A 14,342-nucleotide genomic window follows, 5' to 3' on the forward strand; every position below is an offset into this window, starting at 1 on the left:
ATTTAGTTCATTCGCACAGATAGGCTGATCAACCTGAATGTAACCATCCCGGGCGGAAATTTGATGACAGCGTCTCCCACTGTGCGTTCGGAACTCCTGCGTCAGCGCTCGCGCTCCGCACGATTGTTTCTTCTTCCCATGATTTTGGCTTTGGCGATTGTTGCGGGCTGGCCGCTGCTGCGAACGATCTATTTTTCCTTCACTGATGCCTCGCTGACCAACATCGATGCGGCCAAGTGGGTAGGCTTCAAGAACTATCTTTCGTGGATACAGCTCAAAAGCGGGCGGACGATTTATTCCGGTCTGCTAGTCGATCCGGCCTGGTGGAACGCTGTGTGGAACACGGTTCGCTTCAGCGTAATCTCGGTGTCAGTCGAGGCCATTTTCGGGATGATCATTGCACTCGTCCTCAATGCCGAATTCAAGGGGAGAGGCATCGTGCGTGCGGCAATCCTTATCCCTTGGGCGATCCCGACCATCGTATCGGCGCGCATGTGGGGATGGATGCTGAATGATCAGTTTGGCATTCTCAACGATCTTTTCATGCGCGTCGGCCTGATCGACCACCCGATTGCCTGGACAGCAAGTTCCGATACCGCAATGATCGCTGTGCTGATCGTCGATGTGTGGAAAACCACGCCGTTCATGGCGCTTTTGATCCTTGCGGGTCTGCAGATGATCCCGGGGGACATTTATGAAGCGGCGCGTATCGATGGCGTTCATCCCGTCAAGCAATTCTTTCGGATCACGTTGCCGCTGGTGAAGCCAGCGTTGATGGTGGCGATCATTTTCCGGCTGCTCGATGCAATGCGCATCTTCGATCTGATCTATGTGCTGACGCCAAACAGTGCCCAGACCAAGACCATGTCGGTTCTGGCGCGCGAGAATCTGATCGACTTCGATAAGTTCGCCTATGGCTCGGCACAGTCGACGCTGCTGTTTCTGATTATCGCGCTCATGACCATGCTGGCGATCTGGATCGGCCGTGTGAAGCTGGACGGAGGTGAGCGCTGATGCCAATGTCCATCATCAAGAACACGGCTTTTTATGCGCTTGTCGTTGTGATCGTTGTTTGCGCGGTCTTCCCGTTTTACTACGCAATCATCACGAGTTTTAGGACCGGCAGTGCGATTTTCACAATCGAATATTGGCCGACTTCGTTCTCCGTAGCGAACTATGTCAATGTAATCGCCGCGGGAAGTTTTGCCCGCAACCTGTTGAATTCCATCATTGTATCGGCATGCGTTGTGACCCTCTCTTTGCTGATGGCGGTTACGGCCGCCTTTGCTTTGTCCAGGGTTCGATTTCGCGGGCGGTCGTTGTTGCTTTTGACGATTCTGTCAGTTTCCATGTTCCCGCAGATAGCCGTTCTCGCAGGTCTGTTCGAAATCATCCGGCTTCTGGGTCTCTATAACACACTCGGCGGGCTGATCTTTTCCTACATGATCTTCACGCTGCCATTCACCGTATGGGTACTGACGACGTTCATGCGTGACCTGCCGGTCGAGATCGAAGAGGCGGCGATCGTGGACGGCGCAACCCCTTGGGTGATTGTCACCAGAGTGTTTTTGCCCCTGATGTGGCCGGCGCTAGCGACCACCGGCTTGCTTGCCTTCATCGCGGCCTGGAACGAGTTTCTTTTCGCGCTGACTTTCACGTCCTCGACGGAAACGCGCACGGTTCCGGTCACCATCGCCCTCTTTACAGGCTCAAGCGCGCACGAGGTACCGTGGGGGATCGTCATGGCAGCCTCGGTGATCGTCACGGTACCTTTGGTCGTCCTCGTCCTCATCTTTCAACGCAAGATTATTTCCGGCCTCACGGCTGGCGGTGTCAAAGGCTAAGGAGTGCTTCAAATGACCACTATTCGAATGCAAGATCTCCGAAAATCCTTTGGCACATTCGACGTCATCAAGGGTGTGGATCTCGAAATAGAACCCGGCGAGTTTATGGTTTTCGTTGGCCCGTCGGGTTGCGGAAAATCGACGTTGCTGCGACTTGTCGCCGGCCTTGAAGACATCACGTCCGGGACGCTCGCTTTCGATGAGAAGATCGTCAACAGTCTGACCCCGTCCCAGCGCGGTATCGCCATGGTGTTTCAATCCTACGCGCTGTATCCGCATATGACCGTCTATGACAACATGGCGTTCGGCCTGAAACTCGCCAAAGGCAGCGCGGACGATGTCAAGCGGCGAGTTCATAAGGCCGCGGAAATGCTGCAGATTACGGATTATCTCGACCGGCTTCCCAAGCAGCTTTCCGGCGGCCAACGGCAGAGGGTTGCCATTGGCCGGGCAATTGTTCGCGATCCGAAGGTCTTTCTCTTCGATGAACCGCTGTCCAACCTGGATGCCGCGCTACGTGTCGCGACCCGTCTTGAAATAGCCAAGCTCCACGCCAAGATGCATGAGACGACGATGATCTATGTAACGCACGATCAGGTGGAAGCGATGACGCTGGCAGACCGGATTTGTGTTCTACGGGATGGCAATGTCGAGCAAGTTGGCACGCCATTGGAGCTTTATGAAAAGCCGCAATCGATCTTTGTTGCCGGTTTCATAGGCTCACCCAAGATGAATTTCCTCACGGAGGAATTCGCGGATGCCTACAAGACCGACATTTTGGGGGTGCGGCCGGAGCATCTGGAAATCAAGGACAAGGACGGTCTCTGGAAAGGCAAGCTGCTTTTGGCGGAAAACCTTGGATCCGAGACCTTCCTCTACATCGATATCGGCGCCAAGGAACCCTTGGTGGTACGGCAGGACGGCTCGGCACACCAACAGCCGGGGGAACTGCTTTGCGTTGCGCCCGTTAACAACAACATCCACCGCTTCGACCAATCGGGCCGCCCGGCGGCAAATTGACAAAATCTCCGCATCAAAAACAAGGAAAGACCAATGGCAATTCGCACGCTTATCTGGGGCGAGAACGTCCATGAACAGATCAATAAAACAGTTGCCGAAATCTATCCGGAAGGCATGCACAACCAGATCGCCAAGCTTTTGCAGAGCGACACCAACCTCAGCGTCAAAACCACGACCTTGCAGGAGCCGGAGCATGGCCTGACGAACAAGGTGCTGGAAGAGACTGACGTCCTTGTCTGGTGGGGGCACCGCGCTCATGGCGACGTTGCCGACGAAATAGTCGAGCGTGTGGCCCAGCGGGTCTGGGAAGGAATGGGACTGATAGTTCTGCATTCGGGGCATTTTTCTAAGATTTTCAAGAGATTGATGGGCTCGCCCTGCGCATTGAACTGGCGCGAGGCGGGAGAGCGGGAGCGTCTCTGGGTCGTTAACCCCGGACATCCTATTGCCAGGGGATTGCCAGCATTCTTCGAACTGGAAAACGAGGAAATGTACGGCGAGCCATTCTCCGTACCGGAACCATTAGAAACTGTATTCGTATCCTGGTTCCAGGGAGGCGAAGTCTTTCGCTCGGGGCTTACCTATCGTAAAGGCGCAGGCAATGTTTTCTACTTCCGTCCGGGACATGAAACCTATCCGACGTATCATGACGAAACTGTGGGGCTCGTGCTGCGCAATGCGGTGAACTGGGCGTATAATCCGCTGCGTTTTCCGGATATTACAGAGGCGCCGAATGTGCCGGTTGAGAAAGCTTTGGAACCGATCACGGCACGCGGCGGCAGTTTGCACGAGTCTGGTGAGGAAGGCTTTCGTTAATGCGTCTAGTAATCCTGGGGACCGGCCACATGGCGAGCGCCCACGCCAGAAACTTCATCGATATCGAAGGCGTCGCGTTTGCCGGTGCGGTTGACGTCGACAAGGGCAGGGCGGAGGCGTTTCGTGACAAATACTCGTTCGAACGAGCGTTCACTTCACTTGAGGATGCGCTTGCCTGGGGCGAATTCGATGCCGTCGCCAATGTAACCCCCGACAGCGCGCATCACTCCACGACAATGAAATGTCTTGCCGCCGGCAAGCATGTCTTTTGCGAAAAGCCTCTGGCAACAAACTATCACGATGCCGTGGAGATGGCCGAAACCGCCGAAAACGCCAATCTGGTCGGCATGGTCAATCTGACTTACCGCAACGTAGCACAGTTACAAACGGCCCGCAGATTGGTGACGAGCGGCCAGATCGGCAAGGTCAGACATGTCGAGGCGTCCTACCTGCAAAGCTGGCTCGTATCAAAAGTCTGGGGCGATTGGCGTACGGAAAGCCAATGGCTGTGGCGTTTGTCGAAACAGCATGGGTCCAACGGTACCCTCGGTGATGTGGGCGTCCACATTCTCGATTTTGTCGTCCACGCCACCGACACGGAAATCGATGAGGTTTTTTGCCGTCTCAAAGCTTTCGACAAGGCAGATGGCAATCGGATCGGTGAATATCAACTCGATGCGAATGACAGTTTCACCATGACGGTGAGCTTCACCAATGGTGCCTTGGGCGTAGTGCATTCAAGTCGCTGGGCCACTGGACACGTCAATGAATTGCGTTTGCGTGTCTATGGCGACAAGGGTTCATTTGAAATCCAGCATCGTCATGACGGATCCAAACTCTTCGTTTGCCTTGGCGACGATATCGAGACGGCGACCTGGAAGGAAATCGATGTCGAGCCGGTACCGACCAATTACCAGCGCTTTGTCGAAGCCGTGGGACAAGGCAGGACGCTCGAGCCGTCATTTCGTCACGCGGCCAAATTGCAGAAGGCTATCGATCTCGCGACCGTCACCGAAGTCGACCGCAAGGAGCATCGGCTGGAAGGATCAGCGTAGCATCATCACACTGCATGCCGATCCTGCCTTGATCGCGGGTGCATGCGGTTCACGGACAATCAGGCCGTTGGCATCCGCCAGAAACTTCAGCATGGACGAATCCTGCATAACAAACGGTGTCGCAATCAGTTGTCCGCTGTCGTCTTTGGTAATGCGCGCGCGAACATAATCCTGACGCTGGTCATTGGTGCCCATATCGGTCCCAAGAACTGCCGAACGAAGGTCAGGCGTATGGGGCAAGTCGAGCATGGTGTGGATCAACGGGATCAGAAATATATGCGCGCAAATCAGGGACGATACCGGATTGCCGGGCAGGCCAAGAATTTTCATGTCCTGCAGGCGGCCATACATCAACGGCTTGCCTGGACGCAGCGCAATTTTCCAGAAATCGAGTTCCATGCCCTTGGCAGCGAGTGCCGGTTGAACGAGGTCATGGTCTCCAACCGAAGCACCGCCAAGCGTGACCAGAATATCTGCCTTGGCTGCTAAAGCCTGATCGAGCGCATCGCTCAAGGCTTCGAGCCGGTCCTCGGCTATACCAAGATCGATCGGCACCCCGCCAGCCTGGCGCACGATCTCTGCCAGTCCATAGCTGTTGGAGGCAATGATCTGATCCGGCCGATAATTCTCACCTGGGTTAACCAATTCGTCGCCGGTAGCGAGAATGGCCACGCGAGGCAGCCGAACCACTTCAAGCGTCGGGTGATTGGCTGCGGCGGCAAGGGCAAGCGCGGCTGAATCAAGAACGCGTCCCGCCTCAAGCAGCAGATCGCCTTCGTCGAAGTCCAGACCGGCTCTACGGATATTCCTGCCGAATGTGACGGTTTCTGTGATCTCGACCTGGCGATCTCCCTGAACCGTGTTTTCCTGAATCACGACACTGTCCGCACCCTCGGGAACCGGCGCTCCAGTGAAAATACGAACGGCTTCACCTGATTTCATAGTGCCGGAAAACGCATGCCCTGCTGCCGATTGTCCGATCAGTTTCAACGTGACTGGAACTGTCGCCACGTCGGCGGCCCGAACCGCATATCCGTCCATTGCGGAGGCCGCAAAGGGGGGCTGCTGCCGTTTGGCGTGAACATCTGTAGCGAGAACACGGCCACCGGCGGCGGCAAGCGGGACAAGTTCTGCTTCAAGTTTCTCCGCGCTGGCGAGAATACGCCTCAGTGCCTGGTCGACTGGAAGAAGTCCTGACATTTATCCCTCGTACGCTGCTGACCATTGACCGGACTTTCCGCCGGTCTTCTGCAGAAGGCGGATATCCTGGATGACCATTGCCTTGTCTGCAGCCTTTGCCATGTCGTAAATCGTCAGGCATGCAACAGAAACGGCGGTCAGCGCTTCCATCTCGACGCCGGTCTTACCGGTCAATTTGACTGTCGCGACGACGTGCAAGCCCGGCAAGGCGTCATCGGCTTCAATATCGATGGATATCTTGCTCAACAGCAGCGGGTGACAAAGCGGGATCAGATCGTGGGTCTTTTTCGCCGCCATGATTCCAGCGATCCGCGCCGTTCCAACTACGTCGCCCTTGGCGGCGTTGCCGGATTTGATAAGCGCCAGCGTTTCCGCCCGCATTTTCACCGAGCCTTCGGCAACTGCCACCCGTTCCGTATCAACCTTGGCGCCGACATCGACCATATGGGCCGCACCCGTTTCGTCGAGATGCGTAAGCTTGGGTGTTGTCATGCCGCGTCTGTCTGCTTGTCTGCGGTGCCCTGCAATAGTGCTCTCGTGGCGGCCGCCACGTCATCCTGGCGCATGAGACTTTCGCCGACGAGGAAAGTGCCGATGTTGGATTTGGCCAGCCGCTGGCAGTCCGCATGTGTGAAGACACCGCTCTCGCTGACCAGAAACTTGCTCGACGGTACCAATTTCGCCAGGCGTTCCGATACCCCCAGGTCCACGTTGAACGTGCGCAGGTCACGATTATTGATGCCTAGCAACGGCGAATTCAATTTCAACGCGCGCTCGAGTTCCGCCTCGTCGTGCACCTCGACAAGCACATCCATATCGAGGGCGACAGCCGCTTCTTCCAAATCACTTGCTACGTCATCGGTTACGCTCGCCATGATGATAAGAATGCAATCGGCACCCCAACTGCGCGCTTCATAGACCTGATAGGTGTCGAACAGGAAATCCTTGCGCAGGGCAGGTAGTCTGGTCGCAGCACGGGCGGCTTGCAGGAACTCCGGAGCACCCTGAAATGAGGGCGCGTCGGTCAGCACGGAGAGGCACGCGGCTCCACCGGCCTCATAGGCTTTCGCCAATGCTGGCGGATCGAAGTCCGGACGGATCAGGCCTTTCGAAGGGCTGGCCTTCTTGATCTCGGCGATCAGTGCGAACTGTCCGGCGGCGCGTTTCTTTTGCAGGGCAGCGAGAAAACCCCGCGGTGAGTCCTGATCCTTTATCTGTACCTTCAGTTCATCAAGTGTGACGCGTGTCTTGGCGGCAGCGATCTCCTCGCGCTTATAGGCTTCGATCTTGCGAAGAATATCGACCATGGTCAAAGCGCCTCGCTATTGGAAACATGAACCAGCTTTTTAAGCACATTTCGGGCAGCACCGCTGTCAATCGAATGTGCAGCCATTTCTATGCCAACCTTGAGATCGGCCGCTACGCCGGCAATTACAAGCCCTGCACCTGCATTGAACAGGGTGATATCGCGGTAAGCGCCATGTGCCCCGTCGAGTACCGAAAGGAGAGACACCGCATTTTCATCGGCTGTACCGCCCTTCAAATCCTGTGGATCCACCAGTCGCAAGCCAAAGGATTCCGGATCGATCTCGAAAGTGCGAACTTTTCCGTTTTCCAGCGCCGCCACCTTGGTCACGCCGGCTGTGGTGATCTCATCCAGACCATCGCCATGCACGACCCAAACGGCTTCGGATCCAAGCTTTTTAAGAACGTGCGCGATCGGCTCGACCCATTCAGGCGCGAAAACGCCGACAAGTTGACGTTTGACGCCAGCCGGATTGGTCAAAGGGCCAAGCAAATTAAAGATGGTACGTGTACCGAGTTCGACACGCGCCGGACCTACGTGTTTCATAGCGGGGTGATGCATCGGCGCGAACATGAAGCCGATCCCGGCCTGTTCAATGCAGGTGGCAATCAATTCCGGGCCAATTTCGATATTGATGCCAAGAGCAGCAAGTGTATCGGCCGCGCCGGAACGCGACGACAAGGCACGATTGCCGTGCTTGGCGACGGGAACACCGGCACCGGCGGCAACGAATGCAGCGCATGTGGACACGTTGTAGGAGCCCGACTGATCGCCGCCTGTTCCGACAATATCGATGGCATTCGAAGAGGTATTCACCTTCAGCATCTTTGAACGCATGGCGGAAACAGCGCCGCTGATCTCGTCGATATTCTCACCACGCACCCGTAGCGCCATTAGCAGCGCACCGATCTGCGCAGGTGTGGCCTGTCCCGACATCATGATGTCAAAAGCCTCGATGGCTTCCTGCTGCGAGAGCGCCTTGCCTGTAGCCGCTATGCCGATGAAACGCTTTAATTCAGCCATTTTCTGTCTGACCTAACGTGCAAGTGCCTGATTGATGACGGTCTGGTTGATGGAAACTGGATATACAGTCTGCAGTTGCGCAACGAGCTGGTCGAGCAGGTCGTCGGCAATACGAGAACCGAATGCATCTCGTTCCACGGTCGTCAGCGTTGCCGGTCCGACATTCGCCGGTTCGATCGACTCTGTAACCTTGAAGATGAGTTTCGAGCCGTCGGACGCCGATTCCGTTACACCAACAAGCCCTTCCGGACCATCAAAGACCGATGCAACGCCGCCTTCACCGAGATCGGTATCCTTACTCTGACGCGTGATGCCGCGTTTCGTATCCTTGGTGAATTTGAATTCGGCCGCGATATCGTCGAGCGATGTGCCGCCGGCGACGCGCTTGCGCACCTCCTCGGCTTTCTCGTTGAGGCGCTTTTCGGCTTCAGCCGCCTTCCATGCAGCGACAACGCGCGGCTTTACTTCATCGAGCGGGCGCTCGCGGGCAGGCGTTACACTGTCGACGTCATACCAGAGATAGCTATTCGTGCCGAGATTGAAGGGTTCGTTGTCGAAACCGACGTCCGCTTGGAAGACTGCTGCCAACTGGTTCTCATCGAACGGCAGATTGGCAATTTCCTTCTCATCCGCACCATGGCCACTGGCGTCAACTGCGTCAATCGTCACCATCTTGAGGTTTTGCTTTGCCGCAGCCTCTGCCATGCTCGCGCCGTCTGCGCGCGCATTCTCATAGGCATCATGGACGTCGGCAATCGCGGACGCTGCCTGTGTCAAAGCTAAAGTCTCACGAATATCCTTCTCGACTTCGGCAAAAGGCTTGGTGACTTCCTGGTTGATAGCCGATACGCGAACGAGAACCGGGCCAAATGCACCCTTCAACACGTCACTGACACCGTTGGCCTGAAGTGCGAAGATCGGATCGGCAATCGATTGATCGGGCAGGCCGGTTTTCGGAAATGTGCCAAGACGAACATCATCCATCGTCTTGCCTTCCGACTTGACGATATCGTCGAAGCTGGTTCCGGCCACGATCTTGTCATGAGCAGCTTTTGCTGCATCTTCATTTGCAAAGGTCAACTGTTCGATGGTCCGTGTTTCCGGCGTCGAATAGCGCGCAATATTCTTGTCATATTCAGTCTTGATCTCTTCGGGGGTCACCAACGCCGGATTGGCGATATCCTTCGGCTCAAGCTTGACATAGCTCACCTTGCGGTATTGCGGCGCGCCGTAAACTTCCTTGTTTGCATCAAAATATGTCTTCAAGTCCGCATCGCTGGGATCGGCAATATCGCTCACGAAGCTCTTTGGCATGGCGACGTAATCGATCGTGCGTGACTCGCCCTTATAAAGAGCAACCGCTTTAAGAAGGGTGTCAGGCGCCTTGACGCCATCAGCAACGGCTTCGACGATTTGCTGACGGCGTGCGACCTGTGCACGATTGTCGAGATAGTTTTGCGGTGTCATACCGGCGTTGCGAAGCACCATATCAAACTGCGCGGGATTGAAGCGGCCATCGGCGCCCTGGAATGCCGGATCTTCAGCGGCAAGCTGTGCCAGGCGATCCTTTGAGAGGCCGAGCGACATGGTCCGCGCCTGCTCGTCGAGAACCACGCCTGCAACCAATTGCCCCTGCACCTGATGACCAATTCCGATGGCATCCGCCTGCTCGCGCGTGAGCCGCTGACCGAAGCGCTGCGATAGTGCAGCCAGTTGGCGGTCGTAGGCCAAGCGGTAGTCGACTGGCGACACTTCGGAATGCCCGGCGCGAATGGCTGCACTGCCGCTTATTGCGCCGAGGATCGTGCTGGAAACACCCCATCCGGCAAAGCTGACCACGAGAAGGCCCATGAGCACTTTTGCCACCCAGGTTTGTGCAACATTGCGGAGAGAGTCGAGCATTAAAAGTCACCGTATCAGTCAAGGGGCTTATTTGAATCCATAGGGGAATAGCGTCATGGAAGGCTTGTGTCGATTGCTTTATCGAGTGAATTTGCTAGTCAGACTGAGAAATTGCCAAAACAATCGCATAAGGAACGCTCAATGACCCCAGATGTTCGTCCGCTCGTTGCTGGTAACTGGAAAATGAATGGTACCGGAGAGTCGCTCGAGGAACTGCGTATCATCGTCAACAGGCCGAATTCCGCGATTGGCGAGAAGATCGACGCGTTGATCTGTGTGCCCGCAACGCTTGTCTTCCGTGCTGCCCAGTCCGTCGAGGGTGAAGCCTTGAGCATAGGGGGGCAAGACTGCCATACACAGAAGTCAGGCCCGCATACAGGCGATATCTCCGCGGACATGCTGAAAGACGCCGGCGCATCCCATGTCATTGTTGGACATTCCGAACGCCGGGCGGACCATGGCGAAACTGACGATATGGTCAACGCAAAGGCGAGGGCAGCCTGGGAGGCGGGGCTTGTAGCGATTATTTGTATTGGCGAGACAGAAGCGCAGCGCCAGGCGGGCGCTACACTCGACGTGGTTGCTGCCCAACTTGCAGGTTCGATTCCCGATGGTGCCAACGCCAGCAACAGCATCATAGCCTACGAACCCATATGGGCAATTGGAACCGGTCTGACACCGACTGCGACGGATGTACAGGAAGTGCATGCCCTTATCCGTTCGGCGTTGAGCACGCGTTTTGGCGGTGAGGGTGAGACGATGCGTATCCTTTACGGCGGATCAGTAAAGCCAGGCAACGCGGTGGAGCTTCTGGGGGTCGAAAATGTCGACGGCGCGCTTGTCGGTGGCGCGAGCTTGAAAGCAGCGGACTTCCTCGCCATCTGTGAGGCATACCATTCCTTGTGAAGGTTGCGAGTAGCTGCTCCAGCGACAAGAAAACTGTCGTCTGACGGGCTTGGTTTATTGGTCGATACGGTGTAAAGAGCCGCGTCCGACCCCTAGAAAGCAGAAAATACCCCATGCAAACCGTCGTCATCGTGATTCATCTTCTGATTGTACTTGCCCTTGTCGGGGTCGTGCTCATGCAGCGCTCCGAGGGTGGCGGTCTTGGAATTGGTGGTGGCTCCGGCTTCATGACGGCTCGAGGTGCTGCAAACGTGCTGACACGGGCGACGGCGATCCTAGCAACGGGTTTCTTCATTACGTCGTTGGCGCTCGGTATCATGGCCCGCTACGGTGAAAATCCGACTGACATTCTCAACCGTATCCCCACGACCACAGGCACTCAGCCCGCAGGCCAGCAGCCTCCGACGAGCGGCGGCATTCTCAACCAGCTGGGTGGCCCATCGTCCAATAATGCAACGCCGCCTGCCTCCAATGAGCCAGCCCCAGGTTCGGCAGCGCCAGGCACCACTGCTCCGGCGCCCGAATCGACGGTACCTGCGCCCACAGCTCCGGTTACGCCCGCGCAACCGGCAAATCCGGTCCCGAATTCGCAGTAATTCGGACCGCTAAATCGTTCGATTGACGGAAGCGCGTAAAATGTGTTGCGCTTCCGCAACCTTTTGATGCGAACAATCAAACTGTGGTATTCTTCACAGCGATTTGCATTGAGAAGAAACTGGTCTTCGGATATCGCGATATCAGATTGGCCTTGGGGGCCACGCAAACGCTGCTGATGGCGTTTTGCAATCTACGCGGGAACTTTAAACTATGCTGTCACGTCGCTCTCTGCTTATAGGAATGTCACTTTTGGCCTTGTCAGGGCCGGCATCCGCAGAACCAATTATCAAAAAAATTCTGAATCCATTCGGTTTTGGCGGCAATGACAATACCGATGCCCAAGCGGCAGCGCAGCCGATCGAGGTTGCAGAAGTTCGCAAGCCGGTGCAGCCTGCCAAAGCCAAGAACAAATACGGCATCGATCCGAAATACATGCCGCAGGACGTCGAGTTCACGGGCTACAAGCCGGGCACGATCGTGATCGATCCGAAGGCAAAGTTCCTCTACCTCGTCGAAAGCTCGTACACGGCTCGCCGCTACGGTATTGCAGTCGGCAAGGAGGGCCTGGAATTCAAGGGTACAGCCGTGGTCCAGACGAAACGTGAATGGCCACGCTGGATTCCGACCAAAGAGATGATTGAACGTGAGCCTGCCCACTACGCCAAATATGAAAACGGCATGGATGGTGGCCCGGGCAATCCGCTCGGTGCGCGCGCACTTTACCTGTCGCAGGGCAACAAGGACACGCATATCCGCATTCATGGAACGATCGTGCCGTCGAGCATTGGAAGCTCCGCATCGAACGGTTGCTTCCGTATGGTCAATGACCACGTGATCGATCTTTACAACCGCGTCAGCATTGGCACGGAAGTAATTGTTCTATAAGAACTATTGTTGAATTTGTTGGAACGGCCAGACCTTGCGTCTGGCCGTTTCGTTTGAAATGAAAAACGATTGGAACGGGGAAAACGGCTTTCGGGCCGAATTTTTTTGTGGCCAAATCACTTGCAAAGGACTAACGAGATAAGCCCATGGCCCGATATGTTTTCATCACTGGCGGCGTGGTTTCTTCCCTCGGAAAAGGCATCGCTGCTGCCGCTTTGGCGGCACTCCTCCAGGCTCGTGGATACCGTGTACGGATTCGCAAGCTCGACCCTTATCTCAACGTCGACCCCGGCACGATGTCGCCATATCAGCATGGTGAGGTCTTTGTGACCGACGATGGCGCTGAAACTGACCTCGACCTCGGTCACTATGAGCGCTTCACCGGGCGTCCTGCCAACAAACAGGACAATATCACCACTGGGCGGATCTACCGGAACATCATCGAGAAGGAACGCCGCGGAGATTACCTCGGCGCGACTGTTCAGGTAATCCCGCACGTTACCGATGAGATCAAGAATTTCATTGTCGAAGGCAATGAGGATTATGATTTCGTCTTGTGCGAGATTGGCGGTACGGTCGGCGATATCGAGGCTATGCCGTTCCTTGAGGCTATTCGCCAGCTTGGCAATGATTTGCCACGAGGCACCGCCGTTTATATTCACCTGACCTTGATGCCGTATATTCCGGCAGCAGGCGAACTCAAGACCAAGCCGACGCAGCACTCAGTCAAGGAATTGCGGTCAATTGGCATCGCGCCGGATATCCTCTTGATTCGTGCCGATCGCGAAATCCCGGAATCAGAACGTCGCAAACTGTCGTTGTTCTGCAATGTACGCGCATCGGCGGTCATCCAGGCACTCGATGTCGATACGATCTATGACGTGCCGATGGCTTACCACAAGGAAGGTCTTGATTCGGAAGTGCTGGCTGCGTTTGGTATCGATCCGGCCCCGAAGCCGCGCATGGAACTCTGGGATGAAGTCAGCCAGCGTATTCATAATCCGGAAGGCGAAGTGACGATTGCCATTGTCGGCAAATATACCGGCCTCAAGGATGCCTATAAGTCGCTGATCGAAGCGCTGCACCATGGCGGCATGGCCAATAAGGTAAAGGTCAATCTCGACTGGATCGAATCGGAAATCTTCGAGCAGGAAGACCCGGCTCCCTATTTGCAGAAGGTGCACGGTATTCTTGTGCCGGGCGGCTTCGGGGAACGCGGTTCGGAAGGCAAGATTCTGGCGGCGAAATTTGCGCGCGAGAAGAAGGTTCCGTATTTTGGCATCTGTTTCGGCATGCAGATGGCGGTTATCGAGGCAGCCCGGTCCCTGGCAGGGGTCGAAAAAGCATCTTCAAGCGAATTCGGGCCGACCAGCGAACCGGTTGTCGGCCTGATGACGGAGTGGCTCAAGGGCAACATGCTGGAGAAGCGTGCCCAGACCGGCGATCTCGGTGGAACGATGCGGCTCGGCGCTTACGAAGCCTTGCTTAAATCTGGCACACGCATAGCTGATATTTACGGGTCGACCGATATTTCGGAACGCCATCGCCATCGCTACGAAGTGAACATCGATTACAAGGATCGCCTGGAAGAGTGCGGCCTCGTGTTCTCTGGCATGTCGCCGGATGGTGTGTTGCCGGAAACTATAGAGTATCCGGATCATCCCTGGTTTATCGGCGTTCAATACCATCCGGAATTGAAGTCTCGTCCGTTCGAACCGCATCCGCTGTTTGCCTCGTTCATCAATGCGGCAATGGCGCAGAACAGACTGGTTTGATTAGGTGCCCAAC

At 55.8% G+C, this 14,342-nt stretch carries 14 protein-coding genes; 9 read left to right on the forward strand and 5 right to left on the reverse strand.

Annotated elements, in window-relative coordinates; genetic code table 11:
• Positions 1–63: 63 nt before the first annotated feature.
• Genes C7476_RS11435 through C7476_RS11455 form a run of 5 tightly spaced genes read left to right on the forward strand, consistent with a single transcriptional unit; the run spans position 64 to position 4,735 of the window.
• Positions 64–1,014: a carbohydrate ABC transporter permease gene (locus C7476_RS11435; RefSeq protein WP_114430052.1), complete on the forward strand. Its 951-nt coding sequence runs from the start codon at positions 64–66 to the stop codon at positions 1,012–1,014.
• Positions 1,014–1,844, forward strand: coding sequence for a carbohydrate ABC transporter permease (locus C7476_RS11440; RefSeq protein WP_114430053.1), 831 nt, complete (start codon positions 1,014–1,016; stop codon positions 1,842–1,844). The genes C7476_RS11435 and C7476_RS11440 overlap by 1 nt, the downstream gene beginning before the upstream one ends.
• Positions 1,845–1,856: 12 nt before the next feature.
• Complete coding sequence (locus C7476_RS11445) at positions 1,857–2,864, forward strand: ABC transporter ATP-binding protein (protein ID WP_114430054.1); 1,008 nt, start codon at positions 1,857–1,859, stop codon at positions 2,862–2,864.
• Positions 2,865–2,897: 33 nt separating this feature from the next.
• Positions 2,898–3,680 carry a ThuA domain-containing protein gene (locus C7476_RS11450; RefSeq protein ID WP_114430055.1) on the forward strand — a complete coding sequence of 261 codons (783 nt, stop codon included), beginning with the start codon at positions 2,898–2,900 and terminating at the stop codon, positions 3,678–3,680.
• Positions 3,680–4,735 (forward strand): Gfo/Idh/MocA family protein, encoded by a 1,056-nt coding sequence (locus tag C7476_RS11455; protein ID WP_114430056.1) that lies wholly within the window; start codon positions 3,680–3,682, stop codon positions 4,733–4,735. Before C7476_RS11450 ends, C7476_RS11455 begins: the two co-directional genes overlap by 1 nt.
• Here the strand turns inward: C7476_RS11455 and C7476_RS11460 are convergent.
• From C7476_RS11460 to C7476_RS11480, 5 genes are read right to left on the reverse strand one after another with little or no spacing between them, the layout of a single operon-like run.
• Complete coding sequence (locus C7476_RS11460; protein ID WP_114430057.1) at positions 4,727–5,935, reverse strand: molybdopterin molybdotransferase MoeA; 1,209 nt, start codon at positions 5,933–5,935, stop codon at positions 4,727–4,729. The two genes, C7476_RS11455 and C7476_RS11460, sit on opposite strands and share 9 nt — an antisense overlap.
• Entirely contained in the window at positions 5,936–6,427 is a 492-nt protein-coding gene (moaC, locus tag C7476_RS11465; protein ID WP_114430058.1) for a cyclic pyranopterin monophosphate synthase MoaC, read from the reverse strand. It abuts the gene before it with no gap.
• Positions 6,424–7,242, reverse strand: coding sequence for an indole-3-glycerol phosphate synthase TrpC (trpC, locus tag C7476_RS11470; protein WP_114430059.1), 819 nt, complete (start codon positions 7,240–7,242; stop codon positions 6,424–6,426). Before trpC ends, moaC begins: the two co-directional genes overlap by 4 nt.
• 2 nt (positions 7,243–7,244) lie before the next feature.
• Positions 7,245–8,264: an anthranilate phosphoribosyltransferase gene (gene trpD / locus C7476_RS11475; protein WP_114430060.1), complete on the reverse strand. Its 1,020-nt coding sequence runs from the start codon at positions 8,262–8,264 to the stop codon at positions 7,245–7,247.
• Between the two features lie 12 nt (positions 8,265–8,276).
• The gene (locus tag C7476_RS11480; protein WP_114430061.1) at positions 8,277–10,166 is read right to left on the reverse strand and encodes a peptidylprolyl isomerase; all 1,890 of its coding nucleotides are present in this window, start codon (positions 10,164–10,166) and stop codon (positions 8,277–8,279) included.
• Positions 10,167–10,307: 141 nt separating this feature from the next.
• Here C7476_RS11480 and tpiA point away from each other — a divergent pair, with 141 nt between their 5' ends.
• From tpiA to C7476_RS11500, 4 genes are all read left to right on the forward strand, one after another.
• Entirely contained in the window at positions 10,308–11,072 is a 765-nt protein-coding gene (tpiA, locus tag C7476_RS11485; protein ID WP_114430062.1) for a triose-phosphate isomerase, read from the forward strand.
• Positions 11,073–11,185: 113 nt separating this feature from the next.
• Entirely contained in the window at positions 11,186–11,668 is a 483-nt protein-coding gene (gene secG / locus C7476_RS11490; protein ID WP_114430063.1) for a preprotein translocase subunit SecG, read from the forward strand.
• A 211-nt stretch (positions 11,669–11,879) separates the two neighbouring features.
• Complete coding sequence (locus C7476_RS11495) at positions 11,880–12,554, forward strand: L,D-transpeptidase (RefSeq protein WP_114430064.1); 675 nt, start codon at positions 11,880–11,882, stop codon at positions 12,552–12,554.
• A 146-nt stretch (positions 12,555–12,700) separates the two neighbouring features.
• Entirely contained in the window at positions 12,701–14,329 is a 1,629-nt protein-coding gene (locus tag C7476_RS11500) for a CTP synthase (RefSeq protein WP_114430065.1), read from the forward strand.
• Positions 14,330–14,342 lie beyond the last annotated feature (13 nt).

It is taken from the genome of Phyllobacterium bourgognense, assembly GCF_003337575.1.
GTDB lineage: Bacteria > Pseudomonadota > Alphaproteobacteria > Rhizobiales > Rhizobiaceae > Phyllobacterium > Phyllobacterium bourgognense.

What these genes read in the sequence shown, in the direction of transcription:
- C7476_RS11435 (WP_114430052.1), top strand. Translation starts at nt 64, where the DNA reads ATGACAGCGTCTCCCACTGTGCGTTCGGAACTCCTGCGTCAGCGCTCG.
- C7476_RS11440 (WP_114430053.1), top strand. Translation starts at nt 1,014, where the DNA reads ATGCCAATGTCCATCATCAAGAACACGGCTTTTTATGCGCTTGTCGTT.
- C7476_RS11445 (WP_114430054.1), top strand. Translation starts at nt 1,857, where the DNA reads ATGACCACTATTCGAATGCAAGATCTCCGAAAATCCTTTGGCACATTC.
- C7476_RS11450 (WP_114430055.1), top strand. Translation starts at nt 2,898, where the DNA reads ATGGCAATTCGCACGCTTATCTGGGGCGAGAACGTCCATGAACAGATC.
- C7476_RS11455 (WP_114430056.1), top strand. Translation starts at nt 3,680, where the DNA reads ATGCGTCTAGTAATCCTGGGGACCGGCCACATGGCGAGCGCCCACGCC.
- C7476_RS11460 (WP_114430057.1), bottom strand. Translation starts at nt 5,935, where the DNA reads ATGTCAGGACTTCTTCCAGTCGACCAGGCACTGAGGCGTATTCTCGCC.
- moaC (WP_114430058.1), bottom strand. Translation starts at nt 6,427, where the DNA reads ATGACAACACCCAAGCTTACGCATCTCGACGAAACGGGTGCGGCCCAT.
- trpC (WP_114430059.1), bottom strand. Translation starts at nt 7,242, where the DNA reads ATGGTCGATATTCTTCGCAAGATCGAAGCCTATAAGCGCGAGGAGATC.
- trpD (WP_114430060.1), bottom strand. Translation starts at nt 8,264, where the DNA reads ATGGCTGAATTAAAGCGTTTCATCGGCATAGCGGCTACAGGCAAGGCG.
- C7476_RS11480 (WP_114430061.1), bottom strand. Translation starts at nt 10,166, where the DNA reads ATGCTCGACTCTCTCCGCAATGTTGCACAAACCTGGGTGGCAAAAGTG.
- tpiA (WP_114430062.1), top strand. Translation starts at nt 10,308, where the DNA reads ATGACCCCAGATGTTCGTCCGCTCGTTGCTGGTAACTGGAAAATGAAT.
- secG (WP_114430063.1), top strand. Translation starts at nt 11,186, where the DNA reads ATGCAAACCGTCGTCATCGTGATTCATCTTCTGATTGTACTTGCCCTT.
- C7476_RS11495 (WP_114430064.1), top strand. Translation starts at nt 11,880, where the DNA reads ATGCTGTCACGTCGCTCTCTGCTTATAGGAATGTCACTTTTGGCCTTG.
- C7476_RS11500 (WP_114430065.1), top strand. Translation starts at nt 12,701, where the DNA reads ATGGCCCGATATGTTTTCATCACTGGCGGCGTGGTTTCTTCCCTCGGA.